Origin of the sequence: Bacteroides sp. AF39-16AC, assembly GCF_003602735.1 — a bacterium.
Lineage (GTDB): Bacteria > Bacteroidota > Bacteroidia > Bacteroidales > Bacteroidaceae > Bacteroides > Bacteroides uniformis.
This window is the reverse complement of record NZ_QTLN01000051.1, coordinates 1-6236: the sequence shown is the minus strand read 5'-3', so window position 1 is coordinate 6236 and position 6236 is coordinate 1. Positions and strand designations below refer to the sequence as shown.

Annotated in this window: 8 protein-coding genes; all 8 read right to left on the bottom strand. The window is 55.0% G+C overall.

All coding sequences use genetic code 11. The features are described 5' to 3' along the window. Window positions 1–713 (bottom strand): conjugative transposon protein TraN (gene traN, locus DW039_RS20260; protein ID WP_120382304.1); only part of this gene is annotated, 713 nt, incomplete at its 3' end. A gap of 34 nt (window positions 714–747) precedes the next feature. After that, a complete protein-coding gene (gene traM, locus DW039_RS20255; RefSeq protein WP_004291521.1) occupies window positions 748–2100 on the bottom strand; it encodes a conjugative transposon protein TraM in 1353 nt (450 codons plus the stop codon). Continuing rightward, window positions 2081–2389: a TraL conjugative transposon family protein gene (locus tag DW039_RS20250; protein WP_004291520.1), complete on the bottom strand. Its 309-nt coding sequence runs from the start codon at window positions 2387–2389 to the stop codon at window positions 2081–2083. The genes traM and DW039_RS20250 overlap by 20 nt, the downstream gene beginning before the upstream one ends. A 6-nt stretch (window positions 2390–2395) precedes the next feature. Beyond that, on the bottom strand, window positions 2396–3019 hold the full coding sequence (gene traK / locus DW039_RS20245) for a conjugative transposon protein TraK (protein WP_004291519.1): 624 nt from the start codon (window positions 3017–3019) through the stop codon (window positions 2396–2398). A 31-nt stretch (window positions 3020–3050) separates the two neighbouring features. After that, a complete protein-coding gene (traJ, locus tag DW039_RS20240) occupies window positions 3051–4055 on the bottom strand; it encodes a conjugative transposon protein TraJ (protein WP_004291518.1) in 1005 nt (334 codons plus the stop codon). A 3-nt stretch (window positions 4056–4058) separates the two neighbouring features. Further along, window positions 4059–4688: a DUF4141 domain-containing protein gene (locus tag DW039_RS20235; RefSeq protein WP_004304283.1), complete on the bottom strand. Its 630-nt coding sequence runs from the start codon at window positions 4686–4688 to the stop codon at window positions 4059–4061. Window positions 4689–4711: 23 nt separating this feature from the next. Next, window positions 4712–5092 carry a DUF3876 domain-containing protein gene (locus DW039_RS20230; protein WP_004291516.1) on the bottom strand — a complete coding sequence of 127 codons (381 nt, stop codon included), beginning with the start codon at window positions 5090–5092 and terminating at the stop codon, window positions 4712–4714. Between the two features lie 40 nt (window positions 5093–5132). Beyond that, on the bottom strand, window positions 5133–6236 hold a 1104-nt coding region (locus tag DW039_RS20225; RefSeq protein ID WP_120382303.1), incomplete at its 5' end, for a TraG family conjugative transposon ATPase.

Genomic DNA, 6236 nt, shown 5'->3' with positions numbered 1-6236 from the left:
TAGTCCACATCGAAAGGCACGTTGCTCTGGTTCTTTATCTCCGTGTGGAAATAAAGCAAGCCGTTGTGCGTGTAGATGCCTTTCAACAGGTATTGGATGCCGAAACGCTTGCAGCCGATATGCTTCACCTCGCGCTTGTTCTGTTTGTGGATGGACTTCATGATAAGGCGCACCAGCATCGGGCTTTCGCTGCCCAGCTCTTTCAGATAGATTTCCTGCGCGTTGTTCGGGCGGTTCACCGTGCTGCCGTCATGGATGAAGTCGCACATCTCCACGTTGAGCAACAGCGGTTCGGCGGCGTACTTCACGTTGAAGGTGTAGAAACTGCCGTCCTCCGTGATGACGGACATATTCGTTTCGTTGGGAAAATTCCTTACGGTAGCCTTCACACGGATGATGTTCTCCGCTCCGTCGGCTTTCCCGGCAATCAGGTCGGGCGAGCCTAAATCGACATAGCGCACCTCCGCCGGAAAAATGACGTGGACGGTCTTGTCGTAGGTCACTTCCAGACCGTGCGGCGGTATCATGCGGTCGAAGGTCAGCTTGCGTGACAGCCCGTGATATAGGTCGCCGTCCGCCTCCTTCTGCGGATAGACCTCCTTCGTCAAGGTCGGTTGTTCACTTCCGTTGGTCGTTTCAACGGTTACATTCTCCTGCGCGTTGGCAGTTATGATGCCCATAGCGAGGGCAAACATGATGATTACTTTTCTCATTACTTTTGGATTTTAGTGGTAATTTTTATTGTTTTCAATATTTTTCTTGGTAAAGCATGACCCTGTACCCGGCTTTCAGATGCACCTTGACGGTTCGCATCTTTTTGGCGATGTACTGGCTCGTGCCTTGTATCAGCCCCTTGCCCAAGTCGGAGGCGAGCTGCGCCCCGGCATTGGTGGAGATGTTGATGCTGCTTCCCAGCGAGCCGCCCATGTTGGCGGCGACCTCCCGGACGGCGTTCATCTCCATCGAGTTCGGGATGAAGATGCCGGGCTGTCCGTCCGTGTCATAGACCGCAAGCTCCACGGGGATAATCGTGCCGTCGTATTCCAGCGAGGTAATCTCGATGTCGAGCCGCTCACCCTGTATCTTGCCCGTGCCGACCACCACCGCACCCCGGGGTATTGTCCTGCCTGCCACCGCCATAGGCTCCAGCAGGCGCAGCCTTACCGTCTGCCCGTCCGTCACGCTCTGCGCCCCATGCACGCACGCCGGTATGGTGTTCCTGTCCAATACCTCCGCCGTGCCGACAGCCGTGTTGAAACCCCGGTTGCGTTCCTGCGATAAGGCGGCGACAAACTCCGCGTTACTCATAGGCTGTGAGAGTGAAGAAACTACTTGATGCTCCACCTGTCTGATAGGCATTGCCTTGTTCTTCTTCCCTTTCTGCACGGTAGTTGGCTCTGCCCTCTGTTCCGCCGATGGCTGTCCTCCGTTCTGACCGCCCATGTACTTTGCCGCCAGCTCGTAGGACTTCTCCATAAGAGCCACCTGCTCGTCCATAGAGGAAGCCTTGCCCCTCTCGCTTTCCAGTTCCGACTCCAGCGATGCGATGCGCTCCAACAATTCGTCCATCTCCGCATTGTCGTTTTTCGGCTGGTCGTAGAAGTTTCCGAGCGTGGCGTTCAGGTCACGGTAGGCGGCTGCGGAGGACTGGATGGTCTGCGGCGTGGCTGGCTTTGCCCTTTCTTCCTTGCCGCCCGGATTGGCGAGGTCGAAGTCCACTCCGTTCTCCGTTCCCGCTATCTCGCGGTCGAACATGTCGCCCAGCTGCCCGATGGCACGGTTGCGGCTCTCCTGACGCTCTTCCATCTCCCCATGCTCGTAGGCTTTCAGCTTGTCGCCGATAATCTGCCGGTTCGCCTTGTCAGCGTCGGGCATCTCGGTGTTGTATCCGTCCGTTCCCGGCGGTTGCTCCTTGCCGGAGGACGGGGCGAATATCAGCCACATCGCCCCGATGAACACCAACACCATAGCGGGCAGCACGATCATCTTCTGCCGTTTCAGCCGTTGCGCCTCTGTCAGCGGTTCGCGCTCCTTTTTCGGTTTCCCCGTTTCGGGAGCAGCTTTGTTCTCTTTCGTCGGTTCATTCTTTGTCTGTTCCATATAAATAAGGTGTTAAGTGATTGCCTGTTTCCGCCGGGGTCGGCAGTTCCACCCGTCCGGCGTGTCCCGTTTCCATATGTGAGCCGTCGTTCCTGCCGATGTCATAGACGGCTCTGCCGAAGGTGTAAAGGGCAAGCACCGCGAAGGCGGCGAACATCCCCAGCACGATGCGGCGGCGTGTTTCCGGCGGCAAGCCGTCCAGATACCCTTTGAGACTTGCCGCCAAGCGTTTCCGTTTGTCGTGGAGTTTCCAATACATGCCCCACATTGATTTTCTGATACTTTTCATGTCCTGTTACCGTTTGATAGTCTGTAAATCCTTGTTCTCAATGATGGTGAAACCCTCGATGGTAAAACCGTTCGGGTTGTCATCCGACCGCGATGCGTTCAGCAGGCGGCAGGTGGTCACGAGGCTGCGCTCGGTGACGTTGCTTTGCCGGATGATTTTCTGCGTGGCGTAGGTCACGGCACGGTAGGGATAGGCGTTGAAGTCGCACACCACGCTGTCCACCTTCAGCACTTGGTTGATGTTCCCGGCGATGATGCGGTTGTAGTACCCCTTCTCCGCGAAGTCCGAATAATAGTGGTACACGCTCTTGTCCGCCAGCAGCAAGGCACGTTTCACGTTGTGTTCAATCGCGCTTTTTTCAGGTGATAGCGTGAAGAACATCTCGTGGAAACGGCGCACATGTTCCCGTGCCTCCGCCGGGCGGTTCTGCGACAAATCCTGAGACAAGGCGAGCATCAGGCTCTTGCCGTTGTCCAGCACATAGATTTTCTCCCGTTGCTTCTCTGCGAAACGGTAGGAGTTCCACACGCTCCACACCGTCACCACGGCGCACAGCGAGAGGAAGACGATACCGAACAGGCGTATCTGCCTGAACGACGATTCGATGTTTCTAAGTGATTTGAATTCCATTTATATTTTCCAATTTATGATTGCACATTGATTATTTCAGCAATTTGCCGACACGTCCGACTGCGTTTCCTGCGGCTGCACCCGCCACGCTGCCCGCCATGCTTCCGGCTCGTCCCGCCATCTGGTTCACGTTGCGACCGTAACCGCCCATGCCTCCGGCTTGGATAATCCAGCCCGCAACGGTGGGAATGGTAAAGTAGCCGATGATGCCGATGCAGAGGAATACGATATACACCCCGTCGCTCGAATCCAGCGAGAAGTTCGGGTCTGCCTGCATCCGCTCGATGTCGTTTTGCAGCATCAGAACCTGTATCTTCGCCAGTATGGTGCTGAACATGTCCGATACCGGTAGCCACAGATAGACCTGTATATAGCGGCATATCCACTGCGTGAGCGTGTTTTGGAAACCGTCCCATACCGACAGGGCGAAGGCTATCGGACCGAGAATCGCCAGCACCACGAGAAAGAAGGTGCGGACGGTGTCTATCACGAGGGCGGCGGCTTGGAACAGCAGTTCGAGTATCTCGCGGAAGAAGTCGCGGATGCTCTTCTTCATGTTGTACATTCCCCGGTCGATATACATTCCCGCCATCGTCACCATGTCGGAGGGCGACCAGCCGAGTTCCTCCAGTTGCTTGTCAAATTCCTCGTTGGACACGAGGTAGGCGGTTTCGGGGTTGCGTACCATCGCCTCGTATTCCAGTTTGTCCTTCTGCTCCCGGTATCGGTTCATGTCCAGCGTTTCCGCCTCCAGCATCTTTGCCGTGCCCTGTACGACGGGTGAGAGGATGCTGTTTATCGTGCCCAGCACCACAGTCGGGAAGAACATGATGCACAGACCGATGGCAAAAGGACGGAGCATCGGGAATACGTCTATCGGTTCAGCTCTCGCCAGCGACTGCCATACCCGGTAGGCGACGTAGAACAGCGCACCCAGCCCGGCGATGCCTTTCGCCACACCAGCCATGTCCCCACACAGCGGCATCATCTGCTCATAAAGTGAACGTAAAATCTGATGAAGGTTGTCGAACTTCATAGGCTACCAGTATCTTTCGTTCATGTTCCCGTACAGCCCCATGATGCGGTCGAGGTCGTTCTTCTTTTTCGCACGCAGGTAACTCACGGAGATGTTCTTGTTCGTGTAGTAGCTCACGAGGTTGCGGTAACGCTTCATCTTCGAGTGGCAGCGTTCCACCACGTCCATGCGCTCCTTGTCGGTCATGGAGAGCGTGGTGATGTTCACCACGTTCCTGAGTTCCGTCAACACTTCGTTGCTTTCCTCCAGCAGTTTCGTGTAGCCGAAAGCGATTGCGGAAAGCTCTTCGGGTCTGAAATTCCCGTCACGGAGCATCCGTTGGAAACTGTTCACATAGATGTCTGTGATGTCGCCCACCATCAGGATGGTCTGCTGCACCTTGCGGGCGTCCTTGACCAGATTGTTCACCGATTTGAGGGCATCGTAATACTTCTTGCCCTGCTGATAGATTTTCACCGTCTCCTGAAAGTTGCTCACCATGTTCGTGGCGGTCTTGGAGGTATGGATGATGTTTTTGGAGGCATTGATGATGCCCTGCGCTAGATTGCCCGGATCGCTTACGACCCACTGTGCGCTTGCCCTGCCCGCGAAAAGCAGGCACAGGCAGATAATCATTGTTATTCTTGTTCTCATGTTACTTTGGATTTTAGTGGTTGTTATTCTTCGGTCGGATGTCCCGGCTGCGGCTTCACCCGCACATAGTCCCCGTTTGGCGAGAAAGTCAGCACATCCGTGGCCTCGTTGTAGGACACGTCGATGCGGAAGCCGGTGTTCATGAACAGGTTGCCGTTCTCCTCCTGCAAGAGATAGGTTTCCGGCTTGAGCTTGCGGCGCAGACCGCTACGACGGAACACCGTCACTTTGTAGGCTTCGCCCTCCTTGTAGATAAGCACGTCAGGTTTTCCCTCCACGCTCTCCCAGTTCCCGCACAGCATGTCGCGGCGGTTGTCGGCCACGTCGCAGGATTGCAGCATCATGACCGCCAATCCGATAAGGCACTTGCTGACTTGCAGCATTTTCACTTTTGGTAAATTCATACGCGTTTTTCTTTTTTGGTTGATACATTCTGTTTTTTAGTTATTCCTTGTTTCTCCGCCTTTCGGCAAGCTGCCGGATGGCGGCTTCGATGTCGTCGCCCAGCTTCTCCGCCAGACGGTAAACCTCCACTTTTTCCGTTTCCTCGGTGGTGTACGCCAGATACTCTTCCGCGCTGACCTCCGTGGCATAGACCGCCGACTGCGTGCCGCCCAAGCCTATCCACACCTCCTTGTAGAGCCGTGAAGGGTTGTTCGCCATGTTGATGGAGAGTATCTGCGACTTCTCCTTTTCCGTCAGTCCGAGCAACGCCTGTATCTGGTCGAACTTGTTCATATATTTCCTTTGGTCAAGCAGGATTTTACAATCCGAGTTGTTGATAATGCTCTCTTTGACCACCGGAGAACTGATAATGTCGTCCACCTCCTGCGTCACCACGATTGCCTCGCCGTAATATTTTCTGACCGTCTTATACATATAGCGCAGATATTCAGCCATGTTCGCCGATGAGAGGGCCTTCCAAGCCTCTTCCACGATAAGCTGTTTCCGCACGCCTTTCAGCCGCCGCATCTTGTTGATGAAGGCTTCCATGATGATGATGGTCACGACGGGGAACAGTTCGCGGTTTTCTTTAATCGAATCTATCTCGAAGACGATGAACCGCTTGCCGAGCAGGTCGATGTTCTCCGTGGAGTTGAGCAGGAAATCGTAACGCCCGCCCCGGTAATACTGCCGCATGGTGGTGAGCATGTTGTCGATGTTGAAGTCGGACTTCTCCACCTTGATGTCACGCTGTGCCAGTTCCTTGCGGTAGTCGTCACGCATATACTCGTAGAAGGTGTTGAACGACGGCACGATGCTACGGTCGGATTGGATGCGCTCAATATAGGCACTCACGGCACTGCCCAGCTCGCCGCTCTCCGTCTTTGTCACCTTGTCGTCCTCCGACTTCCAGAGCGTCAGCAACAGGGTCTTGATGCTGTCCTTCTTCTCCACGTCGAAGATGTAATCGTCGGTGTAGAACGGGTTGAAGCTGATGGGCTTATCTTCCGTGTAGGTGAAATACACACCGTCCGCTCCGCCTGTCTTGCGTCGGATCATGCCGCACAAGCCCTGATAGGAGTTTCCCGTGTCCACCAATACCAC